The organism is Streptococcus halitosis (genome assembly GCF_023147855.1).
Classification (GTDB): Bacteria; Bacillota; Bacilli; order Lactobacillales; family Streptococcaceae; genus Streptococcus; species Streptococcus halitosis_B.
In genome coordinates this window covers 200633-227186 of sequence record NZ_JAHXOP010000001.1, presented here as the reverse complement: position 1 = coordinate 227186, position 26554 = coordinate 200633, and the positions used below count along the sequence as shown (strand labels likewise).

General features: G+C 41.1%; 28 protein-coding genes and 1 pseudogene. 14 read left to right on the top strand and 15 right to left on the bottom strand.

All coding sequences use genetic code 11. The features are described 5' to 3' along the window. Window positions 1-3: 3 nt before the first annotated feature. Window positions 4-1905 (bottom strand): ribosomal protection-like ABC-F family protein, encoded by a 1902-nt coding sequence (abc-f, locus tag KZX55_RS01130; protein WP_248022977.1) that lies wholly within the window; start codon window positions 1903-1905, stop codon window positions 4-6. Window positions 1906-2131: 226 nt separating this feature from the next. Here abc-f and KZX55_RS01125 point away from each other — a divergent pair, with 226 nt between their 5' ends. Together KZX55_RS01125 and KZX55_RS01120 are read left to right on the top strand one after the other, a co-directional pair. Next, on the top strand, window positions 2132-3850 hold the full coding sequence (locus tag KZX55_RS01125) for a phospho-sugar mutase (RefSeq protein ID WP_248022975.1): 1719 nt from the start codon (window positions 2132-2134) through the stop codon (window positions 3848-3850). 111 nt (window positions 3851-3961) lie between these two features. Continuing rightward, entirely contained in the window at window positions 3962-4309 is a 348-nt protein-coding gene (locus tag KZX55_RS01120; protein WP_248022968.1) for a thioredoxin, read from the top strand. Between the two features lie 36 nt (window positions 4310-4345). On the opposite strand, the gene KZX55_RS01115 is transcribed toward KZX55_RS01120, so the two are convergent. From KZX55_RS01115 to KZX55_RS01080, 8 genes are all read right to left on the bottom strand, one after another. Continuing rightward, window positions 4346-5155 (bottom strand): MBL fold metallo-hydrolase, encoded by an 810-nt coding sequence (locus KZX55_RS01115; RefSeq protein WP_084938650.1) that lies wholly within the window; start codon window positions 5153-5155, stop codon window positions 4346-4348. Between the two features lies 1 nt (window position 5156). Continuing rightward, window positions 5157-6506, bottom strand: coding sequence for a cell wall metabolism sensor histidine kinase VicK (gene vicK / locus KZX55_RS01110; protein WP_248022965.1), 1350 nt, complete (start codon window positions 6504-6506; stop codon window positions 5157-5159). Continuing rightward, window positions 6499-7206: a response regulator YycF gene (gene yycF / locus KZX55_RS01105; protein ID WP_000722062.1), complete on the bottom strand. Its 708-nt coding sequence runs from the start codon at window positions 7204-7206 to the stop codon at window positions 6499-6501. The genes vicK and yycF overlap by 8 nt, the downstream gene beginning before the upstream one ends. 56 nt (window positions 7207-7262) lie before the next feature. Further along, window positions 7263-8441, bottom strand: coding sequence for an A/G-specific adenine glycosylase (gene mutY / locus KZX55_RS01100; RefSeq protein ID WP_248022954.1), 1179 nt, complete (start codon window positions 8439-8441; stop codon window positions 7263-7265). 82 nt (window positions 8442-8523) lie between these two features. Next, window positions 8524-9498, bottom strand: a complete 975-nt coding sequence (pta, locus tag KZX55_RS01095; RefSeq protein ID WP_000451563.1) for a phosphate acetyltransferase — start codon at window positions 9496-9498, stop codon at window positions 8524-8526. A gap of 43 nt (window positions 9499-9541) precedes the next feature. Then, window positions 9542-10438: an RluA family pseudouridine synthase gene (locus tag KZX55_RS01090; protein WP_045617187.1), complete on the bottom strand. Its 897-nt coding sequence runs from the start codon at window positions 10436-10438 to the stop codon at window positions 9542-9544. Next, window positions 10435-11253: an NAD kinase gene (locus KZX55_RS01085; protein WP_248022952.1), complete on the bottom strand. Its 819-nt coding sequence runs from the start codon at window positions 11251-11253 to the stop codon at window positions 10435-10437. Before KZX55_RS01085 ends, KZX55_RS01090 begins: the two co-directional genes overlap by 4 nt. After that, a complete protein-coding gene (locus tag KZX55_RS01080; protein ID WP_007516769.1) occupies window positions 11237-11908 on the bottom strand; it encodes a GTP pyrophosphokinase in 672 nt (223 codons plus the stop codon). The genes KZX55_RS01085 and KZX55_RS01080 overlap by 17 nt, the downstream gene beginning before the upstream one ends. A gap of 128 nt (window positions 11909-12036) precedes the next feature. Here KZX55_RS01080 and KZX55_RS01075 point away from each other — a divergent pair, with 128 nt between their 5' ends. The 7 genes and pseudogenes from KZX55_RS01075 to KZX55_RS01045 all read left to right on the top strand — a co-directional run bounded on the left by KZX55_RS01075 (window position 12037) and on the right by KZX55_RS01045 (window position 16759). Further along, window positions 12037-12606, top strand: coding sequence for a CYTH domain-containing protein (locus KZX55_RS01075; protein WP_248022933.1), 570 nt, complete (start codon window positions 12037-12039; stop codon window positions 12604-12606). Between the two features lie 67 nt (window positions 12607-12673). Beyond that, entirely contained in the window at window positions 12674-13633 is a 960-nt protein-coding gene (locus tag KZX55_RS01070; protein WP_248022927.1) for a ribose-phosphate diphosphokinase, read from the top strand. A 9-nt stretch (window positions 13634-13642) separates the two neighbouring features. Then, the gene (locus KZX55_RS01065; protein ID WP_248022924.1) at window positions 13643-14758 is read left to right on the top strand and encodes a cysteine desulfurase family protein; all 1116 of its coding nucleotides are present in this window, start codon (window positions 13643-13645) and stop codon (window positions 14756-14758) included. Between the two features lie 4 nt (window positions 14759-14762). Continuing rightward, complete coding sequence (locus tag KZX55_RS01060) at window positions 14763-15110, top strand: DUF1831 domain-containing protein (RefSeq protein WP_000863522.1); 348 nt, start codon at window positions 14763-14765, stop codon at window positions 15108-15110. A gap of 6 nt (window positions 15111-15116) precedes the next feature. Continuing rightward, window positions 15117-15320, top strand: a complete 204-nt coding sequence (locus tag KZX55_RS01055) for a DUF4649 family protein (protein ID WP_025169551.1) — start codon at window positions 15117-15119, stop codon at window positions 15318-15320. Between the two features lie 93 nt (window positions 15321-15413). Then, window positions 15414-16055, top strand: coding sequence for a redox-sensing transcriptional repressor Rex (locus KZX55_RS01050; RefSeq protein ID WP_000653419.1), 642 nt, complete (start codon window positions 15414-15416; stop codon window positions 16053-16055). 15 nt (window positions 16056-16070) lie between these two features. Beyond that, window positions 16071-16759, top strand: a pseudogene (locus KZX55_RS01045) (gamma-glutamyl-gamma-aminobutyrate hydrolase family protein). Here the strand turns inward: KZX55_RS01045 and radC are convergent. From radC to KZX55_RS01025, 4 genes are all read right to left on the bottom strand, one after another. Continuing rightward, the gene (radC, locus tag KZX55_RS01040) at window positions 16756-17436 is read right to left on the bottom strand and encodes a RadC family protein (protein WP_248022921.1); all 681 of its coding nucleotides are present in this window, start codon (window positions 17434-17436) and stop codon (window positions 16756-16758) included. The pseudogene KZX55_RS01045 and the gene radC overlap by 4 nt on opposite strands. A gap of 42 nt (window positions 17437-17478) precedes the next feature. Further along, the gene (gene pcrA, locus KZX55_RS01035) at window positions 17479-19770 is read right to left on the bottom strand and encodes a DNA helicase PcrA (RefSeq protein ID WP_248022919.1); all 2292 of its coding nucleotides are present in this window, start codon (window positions 19768-19770) and stop codon (window positions 17479-17481) included. A gap of 88 nt (window positions 19771-19858) precedes the next feature. Continuing rightward, entirely contained in the window at window positions 19859-20371 is a 513-nt protein-coding gene (locus KZX55_RS01030) for a GNAT family N-acetyltransferase (RefSeq protein WP_248022912.1), read from the bottom strand. Between the two features lie 73 nt (window positions 20372-20444). Next, window positions 20445-22115: a formate--tetrahydrofolate ligase gene (locus KZX55_RS01025; RefSeq protein ID WP_248022910.1), complete on the bottom strand. Its 1671-nt coding sequence runs from the start codon at window positions 22113-22115 to the stop codon at window positions 20445-20447. Between the two features lie 231 nt (window positions 22116-22346). Here KZX55_RS01025 and coaB point away from each other — a divergent pair, with 231 nt between their 5' ends. The 5 genes from coaB to KZX55_RS01000 all read left to right on the top strand — a co-directional run bounded on the left by coaB (window position 22347) and on the right by KZX55_RS01000 (window position 25379). Further along, window positions 22347-23036 (top strand): phosphopantothenate--cysteine ligase, encoded by a 690-nt coding sequence (gene coaB / locus KZX55_RS01020; protein WP_248022901.1) that lies wholly within the window; start codon window positions 22347-22349, stop codon window positions 23034-23036. An 11-nt stretch (window positions 23037-23047) separates the two neighbouring features. Further along, window positions 23048-23599 carry a phosphopantothenoylcysteine decarboxylase gene (gene coaC / locus KZX55_RS01015; protein ID WP_001274049.1) on the top strand — a complete coding sequence of 184 codons (552 nt, stop codon included), beginning with the start codon at window positions 23048-23050 and terminating at the stop codon, window positions 23597-23599. Further along, window positions 23583-24146, top strand: a complete 564-nt coding sequence (locus tag KZX55_RS01010; RefSeq protein WP_033585319.1) for an ECF transporter S component — start codon at window positions 23583-23585, stop codon at window positions 24144-24146. The genes coaC and KZX55_RS01010 overlap by 17 nt, the downstream gene beginning before the upstream one ends. A gap of 178 nt (window positions 24147-24324) precedes the next feature. After that, entirely contained in the window at window positions 24325-24852 is a 528-nt protein-coding gene (locus KZX55_RS01005; protein WP_001026212.1) for an ECF transporter S component, read from the top strand. Window positions 24853-24863: 11 nt separating this feature from the next. Further along, on the top strand, window positions 24864-25379 hold the full coding sequence (locus tag KZX55_RS01000; protein WP_000205862.1) for a transcription repressor NadR: 516 nt from the start codon (window positions 24864-24866) through the stop codon (window positions 25377-25379). On the opposite strand, the gene KZX55_RS00995 is transcribed toward KZX55_RS01000, so the two are convergent. Continuing rightward, window positions 25376-25843 (bottom strand): 8-oxo-dGTP diphosphatase, encoded by a 468-nt coding sequence (locus tag KZX55_RS00995; protein ID WP_248022881.1) that lies wholly within the window; start codon window positions 25841-25843, stop codon window positions 25376-25378. The genes KZX55_RS01000 and KZX55_RS00995 overlap by 4 nt on opposite strands. Window positions 25844-26010: 167 nt before the next feature. Beyond that, on the bottom strand, window positions 26011-26529 hold the full coding sequence (locus KZX55_RS00990; RefSeq protein ID WP_248022878.1) for a hypothetical protein: 519 nt from the start codon (window positions 26527-26529) through the stop codon (window positions 26011-26013). Between the last annotated feature and the right edge of the window lie 25 nt (window positions 26530-26554).

Below are 26554 nucleotides of genomic sequence, written 5' to 3'. Positions count from 1 at the left end.
TTCTTACACCTGCTCCGATAATTCTTCCCACTCAAGCATAGCCTCTTCTTGACGATGGCTGATTTTGTCCAGTTCAGCCTGCAATTCCATGAGCTTTTCGGCATCGTTTGTCTCCAACATTTGTTCAGAAATAGCTTGGCTTTGACTTTCTAACTCTTCGATTTCAGCTTCTAGATTTTCGATTTGTCGCATGAGTTTGCGAACTTCTTTTTGACTTTCTTTCTGGGCCTGGTAGTCATTGACTGGGCTTGCTTCTTTTGCTTGATTACTAGTTGAAACTTCTTCTGTCTGGCTCGCTTCTACTTCTGCTTTCTTCTCAACATAGTAGTCATAATCTCCTAGATAGAGGGTCGAACCATTCTCAGACAATTCCAAAACATGAGTGGCGACACGGTTGATAAAATAACGGTCATGGCTGACGAAAAGAAGGGTTCCATCGAAGTCAATCAGGGCATTTTCCAAAACTTCCTTGCTATCAATGTCCAAGTGGTTAGTCGGTTCGTCAAGAATCAGGAAGTTATTGTTTTCCATTGAAAGTTTGGCAAGAAGCAAACGAGCTTTCTCGCCACCTGACAGCATGCCAACTGATTTTTTAACATCATCACCAGAGAAGAGGAAGGCACCAAGGCGGTTGCGGATTTCAACTTCAGGTGTCAGTTTAAAATCATTCCAGAGTTCATCGAGTACAGTATTACTTGGTGTTAGCTTACTTTGAGTCTGATCATAGTAGCCAACCTCAACATTGGCACCAAAACGCTTCTCTCCCTTGATAAAAGGGATCTGGTCTACTATTGACTTGATAAAGGTTGACTTCCCAATGCCGTTTGGTCCGACAATCGCAACAGCGTTCATCTTACGAAGGTCAAGATTGATAGGTTCTGACAATATTTCCCCATCATAGCCAATAGCCGCATTTTCAACAGTCAGGACAACATTACCTGACGTTTTTTCAGACTGGAAGGTCATATTGGCTGCTTTCTTACCAGCTTCTGGCTTATCTAAGCGATCCATTTTTTCCAGTTGCTTGCGGCGAGATTGAGCACGTTTGGTCGTTGAAGCTCGGACTAGATTGCGATTGACAAAGTCTTCTAGAGCAGCGATTTCCTTCTGTTGCTTTTCATAGTTTTTTGCCTCAGTAGCTAGCTTTTGCTCCTTTAACTCAACAAAACGAGAGTAATTACCTACATAGCGATCCAAAGAATGCTTGGTCAAATCGAGTGTAACCGTCGCAACCTTGTCCAAAAAGTAACGGTCGTGGCTGACAATAATGAGCGCACCGCTATAGTTCACCAAGTAATTCTCTAGCCAGGCAATGGTTTCGATATCCAAGTGGTTGGTTGGCTCGTCCAAGACCAAAAGATTTGGCTTTTCAAGGAGCATTTTAGCCAGTGCTAGACGAGTATTTTGACCACCTGAAAGCTCGGCAATTTTCATCTGCCACATAGATTCATCAAACTTGAAGCCATTCAAAATCGCTCGAATATCAGCTTCATAAGTAAAGCCACCCGCTTGACGAAAATTCTCAGACAAACGATCGTAATCTGACATCAGTTTATCCAGATCTTCACCAGACTTTTCACCCATCTCCAGTTCCATCTGACGAAGTTGTGTCTCTGTCCGACGCAAGTCATCAAAGACGTGAAGCATTTCATCATAAATGGTATTTTCAGACTCAAAACGGCTATCTTGGGCTAGGTAAGACAGAGAAATATCTTTTTTCTTATTGATTTCTCCACTAGTTGGCTCCTCTTCCCCAACCAAAATCTTTAAAAGAGTAGACTTACCTGCACCATTTTTCCCAACAAGAGCAATTCGGTCTCGTTCATCAACTTGCAGATTGATATTATCAAAAAGAACCTCTCCAGCAAAAGATCGTTCAATTTTATTGGCTTGTAAAATAATCATACAACTATTTTACTATCTTTTTCTTTTTTTCACAATTACAATAGAAAGGTTCGAGTAGTAAACCCGGACTATTCATCTTCTTTTTCATTAGAAAGCGTATTGGGCTATTCTTCTACAATGAAATAAAAGTAAATTTCCTACATTTTAAGTTATGCTAACGTTTTACTAAAATATCAAATCGTGATATAATGAAAGCGATTAAAGCAATAGATAAAGGAGATACTCTATGACTTACCAAGAAAATTATCAAAAATGGGTCGATTTTGCCGACCTTCCCGACTATCTTCGTCAAGATTTAGAAAACATGGACGAAAAAACAAAAGAAGATGCTTTCTACACCAATCTTGAATTTGGTACTGCAGGTATGCGCGGCTTGATCGGTGCAGGTACAAACCGCATCAATATCTATGTTGTTCGTCAAGCAACTGAAGGTTTGGCTCGTTTGATTGAGTCAAAAGGTGGAAATGAAAAAGAACGTGGTGTGGCAATTGCCTACGATAGCCGTCACTTCTCACCTGAATTTGCCTTTGAATCTGCTGCAGTTCTTGCTAAACACGGTATCAAATCTTACGTATTTGAAAGCCTCCGTCCAACTCCAGAACTCTCATTTGCAGTTCGTCACCTCAACTGTTTTGCAGGTATCATGATTACTGCCAGCCATAACCCTGCTCCGTTTAACGGTTATAAAGTTTACGGTGAAGACGGTGGACAAATGCCTCCACACGACGCGGATGCTTTGACGACTTACATCCGTGCAATCGAAAACCCATTTACAGTTGAAGTTGCTGATGTAGAAGCTGAAAAAGCTTCTGGCTTGATTGAAGTCATTGGCGAAGCTGTTGATGCAGAATACCTCAAAGAAGTAAAAGATGTAAATATCAACCCTGCCTTGATTGAAGAGTTTGGTAAAGACATGAAGATTGTCTACACACCACTTCATGGTACTGGTGAAATGTTGGCTCGTCGTGCTCTTGCTCAAGCAGGATTTGACTCTGTTCAAGTCGTTGAAGCACAAGCAACTGCTGACCCAGACTTCTCAACTGTAAAATCTCCAAACCCAGAAAACCAAGCAGCCTTTGCACTTGCTGAAGAACTCGGCCGTCAAGTTGGTGCTGATGTTCTTGTGGCGACTGACCCAGACGCTGACCGTGTTGGTGTTGAAGTTCTTCAAAAAAATGGTAGCTACCTCAACCTTTCAGGTAACCAAATCGGTGCTATCATGGCTAAATACATCTTGGAAGCTCATAAGAGTGCTGGAACCCTTCCTGAAAATGCTGCTCTCTGCAAATCCATCGTATCAACAGACTTGGTAACGAAGATTGCTGAAAGCTACGGCGCAACTATGTTCAATGTCTTGACAGGTTTCAAATTTATCGCTGAAAAAATTCAAGAATTCGAAGAAAAACACAATCACACTTACATGATGGGATTTGAAGAAAGCTTCGGTTACTTGATTAAACCATTCGTACGTGATAAAGACGCCATCCAAGCTGTTCTTGTCGTTGCTGAACTTGCTGCCTACTACCGTTCACGTGGTTTAACACTTGCTGACGGTATCGAAGAAATCTACAAAGAATATGGATACTACGCTGAAAAGACCATCTCTGTTACCCTTTCTGGTGTCGATGGTGCAGAACAAATCAAAGCAATCATGGCTAAATTCCGTAACAATGCTCCAAAAGAATGGAACACAACAGCTATCACTGTTGTAGAAGACTTCAAAGCACAAACTTCTACTGCTACAGATGGTACTGTGACAACTTTGACTACTCCTCCAAGCGATGTCTTGAAATACACGCTTGCTGACGGTTCATGGATTGCTGTTCGCCCTTCAGGTACTGAACCAAAAATCAAGTTCTACATTGCCGTTGTGGGGGAAAGCAACGAAGATTCACAAGCTAAGATTGCTAACATCGAAGCGGAAATCAATGCTTTTGTGAAATAAGAAACTATAAAAGATGAGACCAACCAATCTCATCTTTTTTTCGTATCAAATCTAAGCAATTTCAGGAACTTTGTGGCATACTAGACATATCAATGAAAGCGAGGTAGACTCATGGAACAATTTTTAGAAAATATTAAAGATCTTGAAGTCACAACTGTTGCCCGTGCTCAAGAAGCACTTGATAAGAAAGAAACTGCAACCTTCTTCATCGGTCGTAAAACTTGCCCTTACTGCCGTAAATTTGCTGGCACTTTGGCTGGTGTCATAGCTGAAACCAAAGCGCACATCTACTTTATCAACAGTGAAGAAGCAAGCCAACTCAATGAGTTGCAAGAATTCCGCTCACGCTACGGAATCCCAACAGTACCAGGCTTTGTTCACATTGCGGATGGACAAATCAATGTCCGTTGCGACTCTTCCATGTCCGCACAAGAAATCAAAGAATTTGCAGGATTGTAAAAAATATAAAAAAAGAAGGCACTCGCCTTCCTTTTTTTATATCTCTGTCAGTGGTGTTGCTGTATCTGGGGAGGTGTCGTAAACTTTAAAGTCTACTCCTACTCCCAGATCAGCTTGTGCTAGCTGGTTGACCATGGTCATATGAGCTAGCTCCTTGATATTGTTCTCTTTGGATAAATGCCCAAGATAGATTTTCTTAGTCCGATTTCCCATTGCACGAATCATGGCCTCAGCACCGTCTTCGTTAGAAAGGTGGCCGAGATCTGATAGAATTCTCTGTTTGAGACGCCAAGCGTAAGATCCTGCTCGCAAAATCTCTACATCATGATTTGACTCAATGAGGTAACCATCCGCATTTTCGACAATTCCTGCCATTCTATCACTTACATAACCTGTATCGGTCAACATGACAAAACTCTTGTCATCCTTCATAAAGCGGTAAAACTGGGGGGCTGCCGCATCATGGCTAACTCCAAAACTCTCAATGTCGATATCACCAAAGGTTTTGGTTTTACCCATTTCAAAAATATGCTTCTGCGATGAATCCACCTTGCCAAGATACTTGCTATTTTCCATAGCCTGCCAAGTCTTTTCATTGGCGTAAAGATCCATACCATATTTGCGAGCCAATACACCAACTCCATGAATATGATCTGAATGCTCATGCGTAATCAAAATCGCATCCAAATCTTCTGGCTTACGATTGATTTCGCTCAAAAGACTGGTGATTTTCTTACCAGACAAGCCCGCATCCACTAAGATTTTCTTTTTTGGGGTTTCCAGATAAAAGGAATTTCCACTGGAACCTGATGCTAAAATACTGTATTTAAAGCCTTTTTCACTCATTCTAGTCTTCTATTTCGTCCTCCCATATTTCTTCTTTTACGGCATCCTTATCATAAGGGAGCACTATGGTAAAGGTTGAGCCCTTACCGTATTCGCTTTTTGCCCAAATAAAACCATTGTGTTGTTTGATGATTTCTTTCGCGATAGCCAGACCCAGACCAGTTCCACCTTGAGCACGACTCCTTGCACGATCCACACGATAAAAACGGTCGAAAATCTTCGGTAAATCTTGTTTTGGAATCCCAAGACCTTGGTCAGAAATTGATAAGATCATCTGGTCATCCGTGGTTTTCATGCTGACCGTAATCTTCCCACCATCTGGGGAATACTTGATGGCATTGTTGAGAATATTATCAATCACCTGGGTCATCTTATCCGTATCAATCTCAATCCAAACTGAAGTTATTGGATAATCTCTCACTAGCTCATATTTTTTCTCTTCATCCTGATTTCTCATCTTATCAAAACGGTTGAGGATAAAGGTGATAAAGGCTGTAAAGTTAATCAACTCTATATCCAGTTTACTAGTCGCATTGTCAATACGAGAGAGATGCAAGAGATCTGTCACCATACGCATCATACGGTTGGTTTCATCTAGTGAAACCTTGATAAAATCAGGAGCAACAGGATCATACAGGGCTCCCTCGTCCAAGGCTTCGAGATAAGATTTAACACTGGTCAAAGGAGTACGCAACTCATGACTGACGTTCGAAACAAAGAGTCTCCGTTCGCGTTCTTCCTTCTCTTGCTCGGTCGTATCATGTAATACGGCAACCAAACCAGAGATGAACCCAGACTCACGGCGAACCAGAGCGAAACGTACACGAAGACTCAGGTATTCACCATTCACATCTTGGGAGTCAATCGTCAACTCAGGAATCTGTGTAATCAGGTCACGCAGCTCATACTCATCTTCTATCTTAAGCAATTCGAGGATGCTTTTATTCAGAACATCTTCTTTCTGCACACCGAGCTGTTTCTTGGCCATATCGTTGATCATAGTAATCTGGCCACGGCGATTGGTCGCAAGGACACCATCTGTCATATAAGAGAGAATACTATGCAACCTTTTACTCTCTTGTTCCAGATTTTCTTGGGTCAAACGAATAACTTCTGACAAATCATTCAGATTATTGGTGATGTTGGTGATCTCTGTACTACCTTGCAAGTCCAAAACTTGAGAATAATCACCTGCAATTAAGTCCTTAACCTTCTGATTTATCTCTTTTAACCGGATGTTATCCCGACGGTTTTCCAGCAACAACAAGGTCACAACTAGGATAAAGCCAAGTAAAATCAGGATAAAGATAAAATCACTGGTCAGAATAGTTTGTCTAATATCTTCAATCATTATTTTTCATATAGTAGCCAACACCACGACGTGTGAGGATATACTCTGGACGGCTTGGTGTGTCTTCAATTTTTTCACGCAAGCGTCGGATAGTCACGTCCACTGTACGAACATCACCAAAATAGTCATAACCCCATACAGTCTCAAGCAAGTGTTCACGCGTAATCACTTGACCAATATGAGATGCCAAGTGATACAAGAGTTCAAACTCACGGTGGGTCAAATCTAATTCCTCACCATATTTCTTAGCCACGTAAGCATCTGGAACGATTTCCAAATCACCAATTTGTAAGGGCTGCGTCTTCTTCTCATCAGACTCTTGGCTATCTACTGAAGCAAGATCTGTACGACGAAGCAGAGCCTTGACACGTGCTTGCAACTCACGATTTGAGAAAGGTTTTGTAACATAATCATCTGCACCTAACTCCAAACCGATAACCTTGTCAAACTCGCTATCCTTAGCTGAGAGCATGATAATCGGCACACTGCTAGTCTTACGAATAGCTTTAGCAACTTCTAAACCATCGATTTCAGGGAGCATCAAGTCTAGAATAATAATATCTGGTTGCTCTGCTTCAAATAGCTCAATTGCTTCACGACCATTGAAGGCTGTAACAACTTCATAACCTTCCTTGGTCATATTAAACTTAATAATATCCGAGATTGGTTTCTCATCATCTACAATTAATATTTTTTTCATTTTATCACCTTTTCTCTATCTATTATAACAAAAAAATACAAAGAAGGCACAAATGGCTACTGTAAGCCTTCATCTTCAAGACTTGTTTTGTAAGCCTGCCAAATCTTTTGTTGAGGTTTAGCCAGTGGATAATCAGAAAACTCCTGAGGAGAAACCCAGCGAATTTCTCTGTCCGAAAACTGCTTTGTTTCCGACACTTGACCAGCTAGGATTTGAATATGCCATTTCCGATGACTAAATACATGCTTGACCTGGTCAAATACTTGATGGGACCAATTCACTTCTAAATCATAATCCTGCTCAAAGTTTTCTTGAGGGCTTGGTCCAAATGCTCTGCTTTCCTCTTTGACTTGTGAAAAGAGATCTAGTTGATTATCATCGCTGTAGAAATCCTCAACTTCAATCAGCGGGAAATGCCAAAAACCGGCTAGCAGTTTCTCGCTTTCGTTTTTCTCAAGTAGATATTGACCATGGTCATTGCACACAACCAAAGCCTTGAGATAGATTGGGAGGGGCTTTTTCTTGGGTTCTTTAATCGGATATACATCCATAGTTCCATTCTGATACGCCGCACTAAAGTCCTTAACAGGGCTTTCTTCTGGTCGAGGGTTAACTGGAGCCTCTATGTCAGAACCTAAATCCATCAGAGCTTGGTTAAAGTCGCCAGGACGATCCGGATCAATCAAGATTTCCATCATAGCCTGAAAAATTTTGCGATTGCTGGGAACTCCGATATCATGATTAACCTCAAACAAGCGTGCCAAAACCCGCATGACATTACCATCGACCGCTGGCTCGGGCAAGTTAAAAGCAATACTGGATATGGCTCCTGCCGTGTAAGGGCCAATTCCTTTCAGACTAGAAATGCCTTCATAGGTGTTTGGAAATTGCCCCCCAAAGTCAGCCATAATCTGCTGGGCTGCAGACTGCATATTGCGCACTCGAGAATAATAGCCTAATCCCTCCCAAGCCTTCAACAAACGCTCTTCAGGGGCATTCGCCAAACTTTCTACTGTTGAAAACCAGTCCAAGAATCGTTCGTAGTATGGAATAACTGTATCCACTCTGGTTTGCTGGAGCATGATTTCAGATACCCAGATGTGATAAGGATTTTTACTTCTCCGCCAAGGCAAATCTCGCTTGTTTTCATCATACCAGTTGAGGAGTTTTTCACGAAAAGAAACGATCTTCTCCTCCGGCCACATGACGATACCATATTTTTTCAAATCTAACATATATCTAGTATAACATAGAAGCTTCTAACTGTCCTTTTCTCAGTACTAAAAAGCCTCTTCCCATGGGAAAGAGGACTATTTTTTATTGATGAACTGCTTGAGCTGCTGTGATAAGGGTCAACTTGTACACATCATCTGCATTACATCCACGAGAAAGGTCGTTTACTGGTTTATTCAAACCTTGCAATACAGGACCTACAGCCGCGAAGCCACCAAGACGTTCTGCAATCTTATAGCCAATATTCCCCGCTTCGATACCAGGGAAGATAAAGACAGTTGCTTGCCCAGCAACGTTACTTCCTGGAGCTTTCAATGCTGCAGTTTCAGGGTGGAAGGCCGCATCAAATTGCAATTCTCCATCGATTTCAAGGTCAGGACGCAAATCGTGTGCAATTTTTGTTGCTTCAACAACTTTATCAACACTATCACCAAAACCTGAGCCTTTAGTAGAGTAGCTCAACATTGCAATTTTAGGTTCGATGCCAAACATTTTAGCTGTAATAGCCGAGTTGATAGCAATCTCAGCCAAGGCTTCCGCATCTGGATTGATATTAATGGCACAGTCACCAAATAGGTAACGTTCCGTACCACGAACCATGAGGAAGGCACCTGACGTACGAGTAACGTTTGGACGAGTTTTAATGATTTGTAGGGCTGGGCGAACTGTTGAGGCAGTTGAGTGAATAGCCCCTGACACCATACCGTCAACCAATCCCAAGTATACTAGCATCACACCAAAGTAGTTGACATCTTCAACCAAAACTTTACGCGCTTCTTCTTCAGTCATTTTGCCCTTACGACGCTCTACTAAGGCAGCAACCATTTCTTCGAATTGAGGATAGTGTTGGGGATCAATCACTTCATAACCATCCATGATCCCCTCGATTTCGAGATAAATTTTGATTTTTTCTGGGTTCCCAAGCAAAACAGGAACAACTTCTGTTTCTTTTACCAAGCGTTTTGTTGCCTGAAGAATACGAGGTTCTTCCCCTTCAGGGAGAACAATACGAGCATTTTTGCCAACTAGGTTGGCTTTGAGATTTTCAAAAACTTCCATGAGTTTTCTCCTTTAAGAAAATAAATTATACTCCAAATAGATTTTAAAGAGTATTAGTTGATAACTGAGTAATAAGATTGCTGAAATCATCCGGTAAGGGGCTTTCTAGTTGCAAATCTTGCTCTAGAAAGGGATGATAAAAAGATAAATAATGACAATGCAAGGCCTGGCGTTGAATCCCATCGTCTAGGCCGCCTCCATAGAGATCGTCTCCCAACAAAGGAAAACCAATATGAGAAAAATGCACTCGGATTTGGTGGGTTCGCCCAGTATGCAGGCGAATATCAACTAGGTGAATATTTCCATAAGACGCTACAACTTTGTAAGACGTATGAGCGTATTTCCCACCTTTGGCAACCCGTCTCGTGATAATGGAATCTTCATCACGCGCAATCGGGGCAATAATCTCCCCTTCAGGCTCCAAGACACCAGCTCCTTTAACTAAAGCAAAATACCGTTTTTCGATAGACTTTCGTTGCAACTGCTTGTCTAAACGTGCATGAGCGTAGCCGTGTTTGGCAAAAAGCATCAAACCAGAAGTATCTCTATCAAGCCTAGTCACGATGTGAACTTGCTGATTTTCATATTCCTGTTTAACATAGTAGCCCTTGATAAAATTAGCAATGGTATTGGAATGATTGACACTGGGGATGGAAGCTACTCCATAAGGCTTATTCAAAACCAGAAAGTGATCATCCTCATAGAGAATATCCAGTGGACGCTCAATTGCTTCCAACGTTTCAAAGCCTTCCTCAGCTGGAATATCGATGGTAACCCTATCTCCAATATCTAAGAGATGGATTGCATTTTGAGGTTGGCCATTGACCAGAATAGCCCCGCCTCGAAACTTAATCTTAGCCAGAAGTCCCTTAGAAACCTCGTGTTTCTTGAGGAAAGTTTTGACTTTGACGTGGTCGTCTGCGATAAATTCGAACCTCATTCATCCACCTCGCCGATGAAGGCATCTTTGACACGATTCCAGAAACTAGTGTGGCTTGGAGTCGCTACGAAGTGAATCTTATAATGATCGATTTGATACTCTATCCGTTCGATATTACGGAATGAATAGACGCTGTTATCGACTGATATCGTGTGGTAATCATTGCGTGTCGGCAAAAGTTCAATCTTATCTTTTTTGGGAATAATGATTGATGATCCCAAAGTGCGATAGACTCGATTGTTAAGACTCGCTATCTCCGTCAACTGTAAGGCTTCAATGGTAGGATGCAAGACAGCTCCACCCAAGGACTTGTTGTAGGCAGTACTTCCCGTCGGCGTTGAAACAGTCACTCCATCTCCACGAAAGCGCTCGAATGGAACGTGGTTAATGATGATATCTGCAACCATGGTGCGGTCTGATCGACGGATACTGGCTTCATTTAAGGCCCGGAAGATTTTCACCTCTCCATTTTCAAGCGTTACCTTAACATTCAAGACTGGATAAGAAACTTTGGCACCAGTATCTAGTAAAAGATTAGTCACCAATTGATCCAACTCAAAATCACGATAATCTGTGTAAAATCCCAAATGCCCTGTATGAACACCTACAAATCGAACTTTGTCTAACTGATTCTCATACTTGTGAAAGGCAGACAAAAGCATCCCGTCACCACCAATCGAAATAACGATGTCGGGATTGGTATCGTTCAGTATAAAATGTTGTTTCTTTAGTTTTTCCCTCAGCTCATGCAAGACCTTCTGACTCTGAGGTTTTCTATTTGCTATGAGGTCAACTCGTTTACCTGTATTCTTCATCTGTATCGTCACTATTTCCTACACCATCGTTTAGTTTTCTGCTCAATGGATCAAAGAGAGCCTGCGCTTCCTGGATATCATCACGAATCTTACCCATTTCTTCATCCAGTTGATAGGCTATTTTCGCTGTGATTTCCAGTCTTTTCCTGATTTCTTCTGGAAAATCACCCTGATACTTATAATTGAGCGAGTGTTCAATCGTAGCCCAGAAATTCATGGCTAACGTCCGTATTTGAATTTCCGCCAAAATCGTCTTCGCTCCGTTGATCGTATCAACCGTGTACTCGACAACCACGTGATAAGAACGATAGCCCGAAGCCTTACGATGAGTGATATAATCTCGTTCCTGAACGATTCTCATATCTTGGCGTTTACGTAGAATCTCAACTACTTCTTTGACGTCATCAACAAACTGGACCATGACACGTAAACCAGCAATATCTTGCAAGTCATTTTCTAAAGTTGCATAAGTAATTCCTCGACGAGCCATTTTTTCTTTAATACTTTCAATCGGTTTTACCCGACCTGTTACAAACTCAATCGGAGAATGCTTGTTTTGCTTACGATACTGTTTGCGAATCCCTCGAAGTTTAATCTTCAATTCACCAACAGCCTGAATGTAAGGATCTAAAAATTCTTCCCATTCTATGGTCATACCTTCTCCCTTGTAATGTTTGATTGCTCTGTCGAAAATCTTTGATTTTTTCAGTACATTCGTATACAATAAATACATTGTCCATTATACCATAAATCGCTTTCAAAGATATAGAAAAGGTTGAAAAAATGAAACATTTAGAAATAGAATTGAAAACACTTCTGAAAAAAGAGGACTATGAGCATCTAAAAAAACAGTTTTCCCATATCCAACCCGTCCTTCAAAAAAACTACTACATTGACACACCAGATTTCCAATTGCGTGAAAAGAAGGTTGCCATACGCATTCGCACTTTTTCAAATTGGGCGGAATTGACCTTGAAAGTGCCTCAAACTGTAGGAAATATGGAATACAACCAGAAACTAACTCTTCCAGAAGCTGAATCGTACCTAGAAAAACAAAAACTACCTTCAGGGCTCGTTCTAGAGAAACTCGCTAAGATTGGCATCGAAAGCCATGACTGGCTTGTTCTAGGCTGCCTTTCCACTCTACGTTATGAAATGAAAACTGAGATTGGCTTAATGGCCTTAGATGAAAGTCGATACTTTGACCAGACGGACTATGAACTCGAGCTTGAAGTCACCGACCATAAAAAAGGGAAAGCTGATTTTCAGAGATTTTTAGATGAAAATCAGATAACTTATCAGAAAGCTCCATCAAAATTAATTCGTTTTATTAAAAGCATGAAAAAAAGCTGAAATAATCTCCATTTTCTGGTAAAATAATGGAGATAAAATATTTAGAGTTTACAGAGGACGGTCTATAATGTCAGATAGAAACAACATGAAACTTTTTGCACTTAATTCCAATCATGAAATTGCACAAAAAATCGCAGAAACGGTTGGGGTACCTCTCGGAAAATTATCTTCTCGCCAATTTTCTGATGGTGAAATCCAGGTCAACATCGAAGAAAGTGTCCGTGGTTACGATGTTTACATCATCCAGTCAACCAGCTACCCTGTTAGCAACCACTTGATGGAATTATTAATCATGGTTGATGCTTGTGTTCGTGCAAGTGCTCATAGTATCAACGTTGTCCTTCCTTACTTTGGTTATGCTCGTCAGGATCGTATCGCTTCTTCTCGCGAACCCCTCACTGCAAAATTGGTTGCCAATATGCTTGTCAAGGCTGGTGTAAGCCGTGTTCTAACGCTTGACCTCCACGCTGTTCAGGTCCAAGGTTTCTTTGACATTCCTGTAGACAATCTTTATACTGTTCCTCTATTTGCTAAGCACTACTGTGATAAAGGACTTCTTGGCTCTGATGTTGTTGTTGTTAGTCCAAAGAACTCTGGTGTTAAACGTGCTCGTAGTTTGGCTGAATACCTTGATGCCCCTATCGCTATCATTGACTACGCCCAAGACGATTCTGATCGTAACGAAGGCTATATCATTGGGGATGTCGAAGGCAAGAAGGCTATCTTGATTGACGATATTCTAAATACTGGTCGTACTTTCTCTGAAGCAGCCAAAATCGTTGAACGTGAAGGTGCAACTGAAATTTATGCAGTATCTAGTCACGGTTTATTTGTTGAAGGTGCAGCAGACCTCCTTGATGCTACAAACATCAAGGAAATCCTTGTGACAGACTCAGTAGCAACTAAAGAAAGAACTCCAGAAAATGTATGTTACATTACTGCTAGCGAGTTAATCGGAGATGCGATCGTCCGCATCCATGAAAGAAAACCAGTCAGCCCACTCTTTGCTTACAACAAAAAGAAATAAGGTGATTCTTTGATTTATTTGGACAATGCTGCTACTACTCCTATGTCAGCAGTTGCTATTTCAGAAATGACCAGGGTCATGCAAGAAACCCACGGTAATCCTTCTAGTATTCATAGTCATGGTCGACAGGCTGACAAACTCTTGCGAGAAGCCCGTCAGGAACTAGCCCAGTTATTGGGGACAAAATCTCAACATATCTTTTTTACGTCTGGCGGTACAGAAAGCAACAATACAGCTATTATTGGCTATTGTCTCCGTCATCAAAATCGTGGAAAACATATCATCACGACAGCTATTGAACATCATTCTGTGCTTGAGACTATCGATTATCTGGTGCAACATTTTGGCTTTGAAGCGACTATCATCCAACCAGTAAATCAAGAAATTACTCCCCAGCAAATTCAAGAGGCCTTACGTGACGATACTATTCTCGTTTCCACTATGTATGCTAATAATGAAACGGGCAGTCTCTTACCTATCGCTGAGATTGGACGTGTTTTAAAAGAGCATCCTGCGGCTTATCATGTAGATGCTGTTCAAGCTATCGGAAAAGTTCCTATCCATCCTGAGGAATTGGGAATTGATTTCCTCAGTGCTTCTGCCCACAAATTCCATGGACCAAAGGGAATCGGCTTTCTTTATGCTTCTTCCGCGGACTTTGATTCCTATCTTCACGGTGGAGACCAAGAACAAAAGAAACGGGCTGGAACAGAAAACCTCGCTGCCATTGTAGGCATGGTCGCTGCTCTCAAAGAGGACTTAGAGCAGCAAGCTGAACATTACCAAAAACTAGAGAGATTAAAATCTGCTTTTCTAGATGAGATTGCAGATCTAGAATGCTATCTCAACGAAAGCCAACACCAGCTTCCTTATGTTGTCAACATTGGCTTTCCTAGTCAAAAAAATGATTTGCTCTTGCTACGGTTAGACCTTGAAGGAATTTCAATTTCTACCGGTTCAGCTTGTACTGCTGGTGTTGTACAAACCAGTCATGTGCTTGAAGCATTTTATGGACCAGATTCGCATCGTTTGAAAGAATCTGTCCGTATCAGTCTGTCTCCTCTTAATACCGAGGAAGAACTGAAACAACTCGCACAAACCTTAAAAAATATTATTGGAGATTAATCTAATGGCATTCGAAAAAACCATTAAACTACAAAACTGCCGCTACGACTATACACTTAGCCCAACTGTCAAAAAGTTCACACTGAAAGATAATACTTTCTTTGAAACAAAAGTTGGAAACTTCGAACTGACTCGTCTGCTTGAGAAAGTACCTAACAGCGGTGAAGGATTCAAGCTAAAGATCATCATCAACAAAGACCTTACAGGTGCTAAACTCAACATCACTGACAAATCTGGCCTTCGTTTGGTGAATATCTTTAAATCAGAAGACCATCATATTCACCAAGAAAAATTCTACTTCCTCATGGACAGCCTTGTAGAACGCGGAATCTTCACAAAAGAAGAAAGATAATTGGCTATGTATCGACTTACCTATCAAGATAACTATCACGTAGAACGTACACTTGAATATAAGGATTACGAAGAGCTTATGTTATCTCTATCAGGTTGTGTAACTCTTCCAGATACATTCCTAGTTACCTCATTAACCTTTGATGATAAAGTTATCTATCAAGGATTGGTCGGAGATCTCTACCGTTTTCTATCACAAGCTAATTTTTAAGACTAAAACTAAGATTTTCTTAGTTTTTTCTTGTTTTTGTTGATTTTTTCACAATGTTTCTATAAAATAGAAGAATAGAAAGGTTGTGGTTTTGTGAAAGATAAACAGTCTGCTATTCCAAAAGCAACAGCAAAAAGACTCTCTCTCTACTATCGAATTTTCAAGAGATTTCATGCAGAAAAAATTGAACGTGCCAACTCCAAGCAAATTGCAGAGGCTATTGGTATCGATTCTGCGACTGTTCGTCGTGATTTTTCCTATTTTGGCGAACTAGGTCGTCGTGGTTTTGGTTATGATGTTAAAAAACTGATGACTTTTTTTGCTGACCTCCTAAATGACAACTCCATTACCAATGTTATGTTGGTTGGGATTGGGAATATGGGGCATGCCCTTCTCCACTATCGCTTCCATGAGCGTAACAAGATGAAAATCATCATGGCATTTGACCTAGATGACCATCCAGAAGTCGGAACCCAAACACCTGATGGAATTCCAATCTATGGTATCTCTCAAATTAAAGAAAAAATCAAAGAAGCAGATGTTAAAACTGCTATCCTAACTGTTCCAAGTGTTAAATCACAAGAAGTCGCCAATCTTTTGGTCGATGCAGGTATAAAAGGTATTCTCAGTTTTTCCCCTGTTCACCTCCACCTTCCAAAAGATGTGGTCGTTCAGTATGTCGATTTGACAAGCGAACTCCAAACCCTCCTCTATTTTATGCGTAAAGAGGATTAGAAAGCGAAAGCATTTATGAAAAAACCAGTTATTGGGATTACAGGAAATGAAAAAGCTCATCCAGACGATGACATCATGATGAGTTATGCAGCGAAGGGCTTTGTTGAAGGAGTCAAAGACGCTGGCGGAATTCCAATCATCCTACCGATTGGTGATCAAGAAATGGCTACCATTATATCAGTATCATTGATAAACTCATCCTAACGGGTGGGCAAAATGTTGATCCAAAATTCTACGGTGAGCCTAAAACTATTGATAGCGATGACTACCATCTTCAAAGAGACCAGTTTGAATTAGTCCTTATCAGAGAAGCGATTAAGCAAAAGAAACCAATTTTCTCTGTTTGTCGGGGTACTCAACTTTTCAATGTCGCCATGGGAGGCACGCTACACCAAGATATCGAGGATCATTGGCAGGACTGTTCAGCCGAATACACGACCCAACGCCTCGTAACGGAACCTGATACCATTCTCCGAGAAATCTATGGAGAAATCTCTCATATCAACTCCTTCCACCACCAGAGTATTAAAGATCTAGCTCCCAATCTTAAGGTTGTAGCACATGATCCTAAAGATGGAATCATTGAGGCAGTGACAACTACGGATGGCTTTCCTTACCTTGGTGTACAATGGCATCCAGAATTTCTATTTGAAAATCGCCCCAAAGATAAAACATTGTTTGACTATGTTGTTAACGAACTCTAGATTAGATCCGTCTTTTCACGGTAACTAAAGTAATCCGAGTGCGAGACAATCAGGTGGTCCAAGAAAACGATCCCCATCAGTTCGCAAGCTTCCTTGACTAGTTTAGTGACATGGTCGTCGTTTTGACTAGGAGATACTGCACCAGATGGATGATTGTGAACGAGAATCACTGAGGTAGCCATATGCTTGAGGGCATAGTGAAGAATTTCCCGTGGTTCAGCGATGCTGCGTGTCGCAGATCCGATAAAAATAGTTTGCTGATGGATGATTTGATTTTGAGTATTGAGATAGAGCGCCACTAGGTGCTCTTGTTTTTTGTCGCCAAGTTCCTGTTGCATTTTCTTGGCTAGCTTTTGACTACTGAGAATACTTTCCATCTCAAGGGTTTCATGTTTGTGAATGCGATGCCCCAGTTCAATCACCGCTTGTAATTCAATGGCCTTAATCCGTCCAATACCAGACAGACTTTGCAATTCCTGCAGGGTCATTTTTTTCAGATCAGTTAGACTAGTCAGACTATTCAAGACTTTCTGAGCAATTTCAAAAACGTTGGCCTGACGCGTTCCAGTTCTGAGCAGAATAGCTAGTAATTCTTGATTGCTCAGAGCCTCTACTCCTTCTTTAACTAGTCTTTCTCTAGGAAAGAGTGAATCTTCTTGGAATGAAATACTGTACATAAAAATCCTCCTCACTTTATTATTCGTGAGAAGGATGAAAAATTAGATTTTTTTCTCAATTGGGGCTACACTAGCTAAGAGTTTTTTCAGACCGACTTCTGGGAAATTGATTTTCAATTCCTGAGTAGTGCCACTACCCGACACTTCAAGGACTGTTCCCTCTCCCCATTTCTTGTGAAATGCTATATCTCCAATAGACCAGTTTGTATCGCTTGAATCTTTTTTATTTCCTCCTGCAAACTGTCCAAATGGAAGACCACTTGACTGGATAGAACTTGGTGCGGCATTGCGTTTCCGTTCTTGAAGGGCCTGGGCTAAGCTCATACCTTGACCGAAGGCAATCCCACCACTGCTATAAGAAGCCTTAAAGCTAGTATTCGCTGGTCGAGCCAAGCCTTGATAGTCAAGTAAGTCCGAACTAATTTCATTGATAAAACGAGTCGGACGATTGTAGTTGGTACGCCCAAAAAGCAAGCGTGAGTTGGCATTGGTCAGATAGAGGATCTTTTCTGCTCGTGTGATACCGACATAGGCCAAACGGCGTTCCTCTTCTAGCTCATCTGGATCTTCAGCTGCACGGCTAAGGGGAAAGACATTTTCCTCCATACCAATGATAAAGACAACTGGGAACTCAAGTCCCTTAGCAGCGTGCAAGGTCATCAAGGTCACTTCTGATGTCTCCTGACTGCCTGAATCCGTATCCGCAATCAGGGCAAGGTCATTCAAGAAACGACTGAGTTTGTCCAAACCTGTTTCCTCTTCTTGACTATCAGGATCGTCGTCAAAATTTTTGGTAACAGATAGGAACTCTTCGATATTCTCAACCCGAGCCTTGCTTTCCAAGGTTGCTTGGGTATTAAGAATCTCGACATAACCTGTTTTTTCTAAAACTGCCTCAACCAGCTCGGTGATAGTTAATTGATCCAATTGCTCCCGCAAATCCAGAATCATATTGGCAAAATCCCAGATAGACTGAGCTGCCTTACCCTTGATTCCTGATAACATGATATTTGCTGAAGCATCCAGCATAGACATGTCTTGCATATTCGCAAAATCGCGAATTTTCTCAACGGTTCCTGGGCCAATTCCGCGTTTAGGCTCGTTGATAATGCGCTCAAAACTGATATTATCACTCAAATTGGCAATGAGGTTAAGATAAGCGATAATGTCACGGATTTCCTTACGGCTGTAGAACTTGGTCCCGCCGACCATAGTATAAGGAATATTGGACTTAAGCAGGGCTTCCTCAATAGTACGAGACTGGGCGTTAGTCCGATAAAGAACTGCAAAATCCTTGTGGAGGAAGTTTTGACTACGACCAAGTTCATCAATGGTTTTGGCTACAAAAACAGCCTCATCTTGTTCGTCATTTGCACGATAATAAATAATCTGCTCCCCATCAGCATTCTGGGTCCAGAGATTCTTAGGACGACGATTTTTATTGTTTTTGATGACGTCATTGGCGGCTTGGAGAATGGTTTTGGTTGAGCGATAGTTTTCTTCTAACAAGACAACCTTAGCTTTGGGATAGTCTTTCTCAAAATCTAAGATATTTTGCATATCAGCCCCACGCCAACCGTAGATAGACTGGTCCGCATCTCCAACTACACAGATGTTTTTAAAGCGAGATGCCAAGAGTTTGACCAATTGGTACTGGGCATGGTTGGTATCTTGGTACTCATCCACGTGAATGTATTGGAACTTCTGCTGATAGTAGGTTAAGACGTCAGGATTCTGATCAAAGAGACGCAGGGTCAACATAATCAAATCATCAAAGTCAACCGATTCTGACTGACGAAGTTCTTTTTGATAGGCTGTGTAACACTGGGCCACGATTTGCGTGTACATATCGCCAGCTTGAGCAGCGTAAGCCACATCATCGATCAAATCATTCTTGGCATTGGAAATGGTTCCCAAAATGGTCCGTTCATTCCATTTTTTCGGATCCAAGTTTAATTGCTTGAGAATGCGCTTCATAAGAGTTCGCTGTTCTCCTGGATCTACAATGGTGAAGTTCCGATTGTAGCCAATATGATCTGCATCACGACGCAGGATACGAACACACATGGAGTGAAAGGTCGCAATCAGACAGTCCTGGGTTGCTGGATTGAGGCTATAGGCACGCTCCTTCATCTCACGAGCAGCCTTATTGGTAAAGGTAATGGCCAAGATATTCCAAGGATTGACCATCTTTTCATCAATCAAGTAGGCGATTCTGTGAGTCAAAACTCGAGTCTTTCCAGAACCAGCCCCAGCCATGATCAATAATGGACCTTCTGTCGTTTGCACCGCCTCTGCCTGACGGTCATTCATTCCATTCAATAATGCGTTCATTTTCTCTTCCTTACTCTTGAAGTCAATGTTTCTATTATATCAAAAATTAGGGAAAATATCTTTAGCTAGACTGATTGCGTGTGGAATTCTACTCTTTCATATCATCAGGAGGAGTCAATGACTTTTGCATCCAAACGATATCATGCCATTTTCCAAACTTATAGCCTATCTTAGGGAAATGAGCTACTTGTTCATAGCCCCTCTTTCGGTGAAGAGAAATGCTCCTATCATTTGGCAAAGCGATACAAGCTAAGAAGCGTAAGTAACCCCTTGACACTAATTCTTCCTCCAGACAGTCATAGAGTAGACTCCCTAACCCTCGACCTTTGGCTTCTTGGTGCAAGTAAACTGACACTTCAACTGACCAATCATAAGCTCTCCTATCATAATAGGTGGAAGCATAGGTATATCCCAAAATTTTGCCTTCTTCCTCTAGCACTAGATAAGGATATTTAAGCAAGGTCTTTTGGATTCTTCTTTGAAATTCCTCAGCACTTGGCACCTCGTATTCAAATGTAATGACTGTATTAAGGACATAGGGAGCATAAATTGCAAGCAGGTCTGGAATATCAGACTCCCTCACTGTACGAATCGTTGGCATATATTTCTCTTTCTAAAATCGAAAATGAGCTTGGATAGCTTTTCCAAACTCATTTGAAATCAATTGCAATATACTAGAACAAGCCTAGAACGGTTCCATCGCTTTCAACATCCATGTTAAGAGCGGCTGGACGTTTTGGAAGGCCTGGCATGGTCATAACATCACCAGTTAAGGCAACGATGAAGCCTGCCCCCAATTTTGGTACCAATTCACGAATGGTAATTTCAAAGTTTTCTGGTGCTCCAAGTGCATTTGGATTGTCAGAGAAACTGTACTGAGTTTTAGCCATACAGATTGGCAATTTATCCCATCCGTTTTGAACGATTTGAGCGATTTGCGTTTGAGCTTTCTTCTCAAAGTTCACTTTGCTACCACGGTAGATTTCAGTGACAATCTTTTCAATCTTCTCTTGGACAGAAAGGTCATTGTCATAAAGACGAGTGTAGTTAGCTGGATTTTCAGAGATTGTCTTGACAAGCGTTTCGGCAAGTGCTACGCCCCCTTCTGCCCCATCAGCCCAGACACTAGCCAACTCAACTGGAACATCGATTGAGGCACAGAGTTCCTTCAAAGCTGCAATTTCAGCTTCTGTATCAGAGACAAATTCATTAATAGCTACAACTGCTGGAATACCAAATTTACGGATATTTTCAACGTGTCGTTTTAAGTTAGCAAAACCTGCACGAACTGCTTCCACATTTTCCTCTGTCAAAGCATCCTTAGCCACACCACCATTCATCTTAAGGGCACGAAGGGTTGCGACGATGACAACTGCATCTGGAGATGTTGGCAAGTTTGGTGTCTTAATGTCAAGGAATTTCTCAGCACCAAGGTCCGCACCAAAACCAGCTTCAGTAACAGTATAATCAGCCAAGCGAAGGGCTGTGCTTGTTGCCAAAACAGAGTTACATCCATGAGCGATATTGGCAAATGGACCACCGTGTACAAAGGCAGGTGTACCGTAAATTGTCTGAACCAAGTTCGGTTTGATAGCATCTTTCAGAATCAATGCCAACGCTCCCTCAACCTGTAAATCACCAACAGTAACTGGTGTACGGTCATAGCGATAGCCGATAACGATGTTAGCCAAACGGCGTTTCAAATCCTCGATGTCCGTAGCCAAGCAAAGAATCGCCATGATTTCAGAAGCAACTGTAATATCAAAACCATCCTCACGAGGAATACCGTTTAGAGGACCACCAAGTCCAACGGTTACATGACGAAGGGCACGGTCATTCAAGTCCACAACACGTTTCCAAAGAATACGACGTTGATCGATTTCCAGCTCATTTCCTTGGTGTAAGTGGTTGTCAATCAAGGCAGAAAGAGCATTGTTAGCAGTTGTAATGGCATGCATATCTCCAGTAAAGTGGAGATTGATGTCTTCCATTGGCAACACTTGGGCATAACCACCACCAGCAGCACCACCCTTAATCCCCATGACTGGACCAAGAGACGGTTCGCGAATGGCAATCATGGTTTTCTTACCAATCTTGTTCAAGGCATCCGCAAGACCAATGGTAATGGTTGATTTCCCTTCACCTGCAGGTGTTGGATTGATGGCAGTAACCAAGATCAATTTCCCAACTGGATTGCTCTCAACTGCACGAATTTTATCAAAGCTGAGTTTAGCCTTATACTTCCCGTACAATTCCAAATCGTCGTAAGAAATACCCAGTTTCTCTACAACATCAACGATTGGCTTCAACTCAATACTCTGTGCGATTTCAATATCTGTTTTCATAGCAAACTCCTCTAACCTCTAATATGATAACTCATTATAACACAAAAAAAGATTTTTCACAGACAAAAAGCTTGCTAAAGTTTATAAACATCAAGTTTTAAGGCCGATTTTAGTCATCTTTTTTACTTTTTATAAGTTTTTATAGCCAAAAACTATAATCTTGCTGGAAAATTAGATAAATTAACAAACGCTTTCTTTGACTTGCATTTCTTTTTTTTGTACAATGATCCTATGAAAATTTTAGTTACGTCAGGCGGTACAAGTGAAGCAATCGATAGTGTCCGCTCTATTACTAACCATTCTACAGGTCGCTTGGGAAAAATCATCACAGAAACCTTGCTTGCTGCTGGTCATGAAGTTTGTTTGATAACGACAAAACGAGCTCTGAAGCCAGAAGCTCATCCCCATCTAACCATTCTAGAAATCAAAAATACGAATGATCTTCTTTTAGAGATGAAAGAGTGTGTTCAAGATTATCAGGTCTTGATTCATTCGATGGCAGTTTCTGACTATACTCCTGTTTATATGACGGGACTAGATGAAGTTAAGACGAGCTCTAATCTGGAAGAATTATTAGACAAGCAAAATATAGAAGCTAAGATTTCTTCAACTGATGAGGTTCAGGTCTTATTCCTGAAAAAAACACCCAAAATCATCTCTCTGGTCAAAGAATGGAATCCTGCCATTCATCTGATTGGGTTTAAATTGCTGGTTGATGTCTCTGAGGATTATCTCATTGAGATCGCACGAAAGAGTCTTGTCAAGAACCAGGCTGACTTAATCATAGCGAATGATCTTACTCAAATCTCAGCATATCAGCATCGGGCAATCTTTGTTGAAAAAGATCGTCTTCAAACCGTTCAAACCAAAGAGGAAATTGCAAACCTCCTCCTTGAGAAAATTCATACATACGATTCATAGAAAGGAAAGCCATGGCAAACATTCTCATCGCAGTGACAGGTTCCATAGCCTCCTATAAAGCAGCTGATTTAGTCAGTTCTTTGAAAAAACATGGCCATGATGTCACTGTCTTAATGACAGAGGCGGCAAGAGAGTTTATCCAGCCTTTGACACTACAGGTACTCTCACAGAATCCAGTTCACCTTGATGTCATGCAGGAACCCTACCCTGATCAAGTCAATCATATCGAAAGAGGAAAAGAAACAGACCTTTTTATCGTTGTCCCTGCTACTGCTAATACCATTGCCAAACTTGCGCATGGTTTTGCGGATAACATGGTGACCAGTACGGCTCTTGCCCTACCAAGTCACATCCCTAAACTCTTAGCTCCAGCCATGAATACAAAGATGTATGACCATCCTGCAACTCAGGCTAATCTAAAAACATTAGAGACCTATGGTTATCAGATTATCTCCCCAAAAGAATCTTTACTAGCCTGTGGCGATCACGGCAAAGGCGCTCTAGCTGACCTGAATACTATATTAGAAAGAATAAAGGAAACCCTCGATGAACAAACGCTCTAACATTGCCCCAATTGCTATCTTTTTTGCAGTTATGCTCGTTATCCACTTTTTGAGCTCTCTCCTATTTAATCTTTTCCCATTTCCAATTAAACCAACTATCGTTCATATTCCAGTAATCATTGCTAGTATCATTTACGGCCCACGAGTTGGTGTTACACTTGGTTTCTTGATGGGACTGCTAAGCTTAACGGTAAACACGATTACCATCCTTCCAACCAGCTACCTCTTTTCTCCATTCGTACCGAACGGAAACATCTATTCTGCGATTATCGCTATTGTCCCTCGCATTTTGATCGGTCTGACACCTTACTTGGTCTATAAACTGATGAAAAATAAAACTGGGCTAATCCTAGCTGGTGCCCTTGGTTCCCTTACCAACACCGTCTTTGTCCTCGGGGGAATCTTCTTCCTTTTTGGAAATGTCTTCGATGGCAATATCCAAAAACTCCTAGCAACTGTTATCTCTACAAACTCAATCGCCGAATTGGTTATCTCAGCCATCTTGACTGTAATGATTGTCCCACGTCTCGAAACCTTGAAGAAATAAAAAAACAACTCCACTTTCGTCCTGAAGGTGGAGTTTAGTAGTTAAAACATAAGAATTAAGTTCCCAGTATTCTTTACCACATTTAATCAAATATCCCTTAAAAATCACTAATGCTTCTTGACTTAACTGATTATTTATTGTACTATACTTGTGTATATACAGATAAATGGAGGTTCTTATGAATATACGGAAAAAAACGCAGTTTATGACCATGACTGCCCTACTCACTGCAATCGCGATTTTGATTCCAATCATTATGCCTTTTAAAATCGTTATCCCACCGGCTTCTTACACCTTGGGAAGTCATATCCCCATCTTTATCGCCATGTTTCTTTCGCCTTTGATGGCTGCTTTTGTGATTATTGCTTCGAGTCTTGGTTTTCTGATGGCAGGCTACCCTATGGTTATTGTCCTACGCGCCTTTTCTCACATCGTTTTTGGTACTTTGGGGGCTTTGTACTTAAAGAAATTCCCTGAAACCTTGGATAAACCAAAGGCATCTTGGATTTTTAACTTTGTTTTGGGTGTTGTTCACGCTATCGCTGAAGTACTAGCTTGTATCATCTTCTATGCTACTTCAGGGACAAACGTTGAAAATATGTTTTATGTTCTCTTCGTCCTAGTTGGCTTTGGCACAATTGTCCATAGTATGGTAGACTATACATTAGCACTAGCTGTCTATAAAGTGCTTCGAAAACGTCGCTAAAAGGAAAAACTATGACAACGGATCGCAAACAAGCTCTTCTCAAACTATTAAAAGAGGCACCAAAAGCCCTCAATGGTCAAACCTTGGCTGAACACTTTCATGTTACGCGCCAAGTCATTGTACAGGATATCGCTATTCTCCGAGCAGATGGGGCTCCTATCCTATCCACCAATCGTGGTTATATCTACAAAGAAAATGATGCCAGTCCCTACGTCCACAAACTCTTTAAAGTGAAACATGAACTGGAAGAAATCGGGCAGGAACTTCTAGCCATTGTAGATAATGGCGGACGCGTTCAAAATATCTTAATCGATCATCCCGTTTATGGCGAAATTGAAACCCACCTCAAACTCACCTGCCGCCGAGATGTCCAGCACTTTCTGGAACAAGTCGAGAATTCAGACTTTAGACCCCTTTCTGAATTGACAGACGGCATCCATTACCACCTTGTTGAAGCTGAGACACAACAAGACCTCCACTATATCGAGGAGGCCTTGGATCAGTTAGGTTATTTGGTAAAAGACTAGAAAATTTCTTTCTCCCAGCCGTCCTCTGTACGGTGACGATAGAAGAACTCAGACCTGTCAGGTGCTTCCATCATTTCCATCAAAGGCAACATATCATAGGCCAGATCCAAGTTTGGAATCTGGTCTTTTTGCACCCAAGATACTTCTCCTTCTTCGGACGATTGAAGACTTCCAGTAAACTCTGTCGCCTTATAGCAAACGACGATGTAGCGTTCACCTGTATCTAAGGGCCAATTTTTAATACCGACCAGTTGGGGATTCTGAATCGTTAGACCAGTTTCTTCGTATATTTCACGAATGACGGACTCGGCAAAGGCCTCGCCGTTCTCAACATGACCTCCTGGAAAGGCATAGCCAGACCAGCGATTGTTTTCAGGAGAGCGATATTGCATGACTACTCGCTTATTTTCTAGATCTTCGATTAGACAGATGTTGGTTAAAATAGTTGCTTGGGCACGGGACATAGATTTGCTCGCTTTCTAAATTATTCAAATATATCTTTGTTGTATTTTATTTCAAATTTCACGATAAAAGCATTAACTAAGTCATGGCATTATGATAAGATACTCTGACAGTGATAATTATATATAATGGCCTATATTGGCAAGAATGGGTGAAAGAGACATTACAATCATTTCTTCAATTTCTTTTTTTCTAAATATTTAGCAAGAAGTAAAATGACCAATCCTAAGAAAAAGAATAGCATGTAAGTTACGATAGGAAACCAGATATAGCGGTAATCTAGTGATAAGAGAGATGGCAAAATCCCTTTACTGTTTTTTCCACTAACTCCTAAAAATAGATGGACCACTAAACCGATACTATTAAGATAGATGAACAATCCAGCAAATCTGGTTAGAGTCATCCTTAACCTGGATAAATCTAAAAACCAATAGTCAAATATTCTGTAGACCAGACAAAAAAGATTTGCATATAATGGAAAACTATAGTTAATATCTCTGTATAGTGAAGGAAGTGGGAGGCTTTTAAAACTAAAATTAATACCTAGTTCTATTCCTAAGATTAGACCAAGGACTAGGAAGAAACCTATAATTTTATGAGAATCTAGCCAATGCTGAAAACTTTCTTTCCTTGATAGATTCTTTTTTGTATTTGAATTTCTTTTATTCATTTTCACCATTTTCTTCATATCTAGACTACTGAAACAAGGAAAT

Bases quoted from the DNA above. Each gene is read 5' to 3' on its own strand.
- KZX55_RS01025 (WP_248022910.1), bottom strand. From the start codon at position 22,115: ATGAAAACAGATATTGAAATCGCACAGAGTATTGAGTTGAAGCCAATC.
- KZX55_RS01010 (WP_033585319.1), top strand. From the start codon at position 23,583: ATGAACAAACGCTCTAACATTGCCCCAATTGCTATCTTTTTTGCAGTT.
- KZX55_RS01075 (WP_248022933.1), top strand. From the start codon at position 12,037: ATGAAACATTTAGAAATAGAATTGAAAACACTTCTGAAAAAAGAGGAC.
- KZX55_RS01125 (WP_248022975.1), top strand. From the start codon at position 2,132: ATGACTTACCAAGAAAATTATCAAAAATGGGTCGATTTTGCCGACCTT.
- yycF (WP_000722062.1), bottom strand. From the start codon at position 7,206: ATGAAAAAAATATTAATTGTAGATGATGAGAAACCAATCTCGGATATT.
- KZX55_RS01085 (WP_248022952.1), bottom strand. From the start codon at position 11,253: ATGAAGAATACAGGTAAACGAGTTGACCTCATAGCAAATAGAAAACCT.
- KZX55_RS01055 (WP_025169551.1), top strand. From the start codon at position 15,117: ATGTATCGACTTACCTATCAAGATAACTATCACGTAGAACGTACACTT.
- radC (WP_248022921.1), bottom strand. From the start codon at position 17,436: ATGTACAGTATTTCATTCCAAGAAGATTCACTCTTTCCTAGAGAAAGA.
- KZX55_RS01120 (WP_248022968.1), top strand. From the start codon at position 3,962: ATGGAACAATTTTTAGAAAATATTAAAGATCTTGAAGTCACAACTGTT.
- coaB (WP_248022901.1), top strand. From the start codon at position 22,347: ATGAAAATTTTAGTTACGTCAGGCGGTACAAGTGAAGCAATCGATAGT.
- KZX55_RS01090 (WP_045617187.1), bottom strand. From the start codon at position 10,438: ATGAGGTTCGAATTTATCGCAGACGACCACGTCAAAGTCAAAACTTTC.
- KZX55_RS01070 (WP_248022927.1), top strand. From the start codon at position 12,674: ATGTCAGATAGAAACAACATGAAACTTTTTGCACTTAATTCCAATCAT.
- mutY (WP_248022954.1), bottom strand. From the start codon at position 8,441: ATGTTAGATTTGAAAAAATATGGTATCGTCATGTGGCCGGAGGAGAAG.
- pta (WP_000451563.1), bottom strand. From the start codon at position 9,498: ATGGAAGTTTTTGAAAATCTCAAAGCCAACCTAGTTGGCAAAAATGCT.
- coaC (WP_001274049.1), top strand. From the start codon at position 23,048: ATGGCAAACATTCTCATCGCAGTGACAGGTTCCATAGCCTCCTATAAA.
- KZX55_RS00995 (WP_248022881.1), bottom strand. From the start codon at position 25,843: ATGTCCCGTGCCCAAGCAACTATTTTAACCAACATCTGTCTAATCGAA.
- pcrA (WP_248022919.1), bottom strand. From the start codon at position 19,770: ATGAACGCATTATTGAATGGAATGAATGACCGTCAGGCAGAGGCGGTG.
- KZX55_RS01080 (WP_007516769.1), bottom strand. From the start codon at position 11,908: ATGACCATAGAATGGGAAGAATTTTTAGATCCTTACATTCAGGCTGTT.
- KZX55_RS01000 (WP_000205862.1), top strand. From the start codon at position 24,864: ATGACAACGGATCGCAAACAAGCTCTTCTCAAACTATTAAAAGAGGCA.
- KZX55_RS01060 (WP_000863522.1), top strand. From the start codon at position 14,763: ATGGCATTCGAAAAAACCATTAAACTACAAAACTGCCGCTACGACTAT.
- abc-f (WP_248022977.1), bottom strand. From the start codon at position 1,905: ATGATTATTTTACAAGCCAATAAAATTGAACGATCTTTTGCTGGAGAG.
- KZX55_RS01115 (WP_084938650.1), bottom strand. From the start codon at position 5,155: ATGAGTGAAAAAGGCTTTAAATACAGTATTTTAGCATCAGGTTCCAGT.
- KZX55_RS00990 (WP_248022878.1), bottom strand. From the start codon at position 26,529: ATGAAGAAAATGGTGAAAATGAATAAAAGAAATTCAAATACAAAAAAG.
- KZX55_RS01005 (WP_001026212.1), top strand. From the start codon at position 24,325: ATGAATATACGGAAAAAAACGCAGTTTATGACCATGACTGCCCTACTC.
- KZX55_RS01030 (WP_248022912.1), bottom strand. From the start codon at position 20,371: ATGCCAACGATTCGTACAGTGAGGGAGTCTGATATTCCAGACCTGCTT.
- vicK (WP_248022965.1), bottom strand. From the start codon at position 6,506: ATGATTGAAGATATTAGACAAACTATTCTGACCAGTGATTTTATCTTT.